The organism is Neobacillus drentensis, assembly GCF_036965645.1.
GTDB lineage: Bacteria > Bacillota > Bacilli > Bacillales > Cytobacillaceae > Neobacillus > Neobacillus drentensis_D.
The window spans coordinates 1-1,642 of the sequence record NZ_JBALPZ010000242.1; the positions used below are offsets into that span (position 1 = coordinate 1).

Annotated in this window: 2 protein-coding genes; one reads left to right on the plus strand and one right to left on the minus strand. The window is 39.5% G+C overall.

The genetic code is table 11. From position 1 onward, the window contains the following. Positions 1-773, minus strand: a 773-nt coding sequence (locus V7266_RS29550) for an AraC family transcriptional regulator (RefSeq protein ID WP_335472781.1), incomplete at its 3' end; no start/stop codon positions are given. Between the two features lie 262 nt (positions 774-1,035). Between V7266_RS29550 and V7266_RS29555 the strand changes: the two genes are divergently transcribed. Next, on the plus strand, positions 1,036-1,642 hold a 607-nt coding region (locus V7266_RS29555), incomplete at its 3' end, for an aldo/keto reductase (RefSeq protein WP_420491518.1).

Sequence of the window (1,642 nt, forward strand, 5' to 3'; positions counted from 1 at the left end):
GAATGGGCTATTAACATCCGCCTGGCTTCCTGGAGTCTCAATTGTTTTTGAAACTGAATGGGGCTCATAGCTGTAACCTCTTTAAAGTGCCGATGAAGTGAAGCAACACTCATATTCGCTATTTCTGCAAGCTCCTCGATTTTAAAAGAGCGGTCATAGTTTTTGATGATATGTTCTATAACATCTCTTATACGTTGTCCGTTGCTTCCCTTTATTGCCATTTGTTCCAGAGCCTCCCCATGAGGACCTTGGAGAATCCAATAGAGAATTTCCTTCGTGAATAAAGGAGCGAGTACCGGAGAATGTTTTGGATTTTCTAGCAACCGGGCTAACCTAATTACAGCATCCAACAAAGATGGCTCTACTTTGCTAACAAACATAGCACGTTTGGGATTTTTTTTCTGTCCTACGAGAATGTCAGAATCACTTAAAACCTCTAAAATTTGATTCGATGTAAATTCAAGTTTGAGAGCCAAATACGGAGTGTCTGAAGAGGCTTTTATAACTTGCCCGGTAACCGGCAAGTCAACAGATGCAACAATGTAATGAGCAGGCCCGTACCTAAAGCGTTCCTCTGCTAACAGTACTTCCTTCTCTCCTTGGACGATAATGCAAAAGGATGTTTCGTTCACCCTTGCAATTGGTTCGGTAACAATCGATTCACGGATTAAGAATAAAGAGGGGATAACAGTAGGATGAACCCCGTCCTGCTCGGAAAAACGTTCAATGAGTTTGGCAAGTTCATGCTGCTGTTTGTAGATTTCTACTGACATATCGGATTCTCCTGCATCAATGATAGTCACATTCTATCTCATATTTGTCGATTATGTAAATGCCTTTGATAGGATTAGGCAAAAACTTGATAGGAATGAGATAACGATTGTACTTTAAATTGTTGCATAATATACATAGTCCGATGTATGAAATTTAAGCACCAATATTAAAGGTTATGTTTCAAGGAAAGCTATAGGAGAAATCCATTTTGGAAATATGAAATTAAAGAATTGAATTAGAAAGTTTGTGAGGGTGATGAACATGGAATATATTAAACTTGGTAACACAGGCTTAGATGTATCTCGATTATGTCTGGGGTGTATGGGTTTTGGGGACGCTAGCAAATGGATTCATCAATGGGTATCTAATGAAGAGGACTCTCGCCTCGTAATAAAAAAAGCACTCGACTTGGGAATTAACTTTTTTGATACAGCAAATGTATACTCTTTGGGGACAAGTGAGGAATACCTTGGACGAGCTCTTAAAGATTATGCGAATCGTGATGAAGTGGTAATAACAACTAAAGTACACGGGCAAATGCATAAGGGTCCAAACGGATCTGGGCTTTCCCGAAAAGCAATTATGAGTGAAATCGATAAAAGTCTTAAGAGGCTGGAAACTGATTATGTAGATCTATATATCATCCACCGCTGGGATTACCATACGCCTATTGAAGAAACAATGGAAGCATTGCATGATATTGTGAAAGCTGGTAAGGCAAGATACATTGGAGCTTCAGCCATGTATGCTTGGCAATTCCAAAAGGCATTACATGCAGCGGATAAAAATGGATGGACTAAGTTTGTATCCATGCAGAATCATTTAAACCTCATTTACCGTGAAGAGGAGCGAGAAATGCTGCCACTTT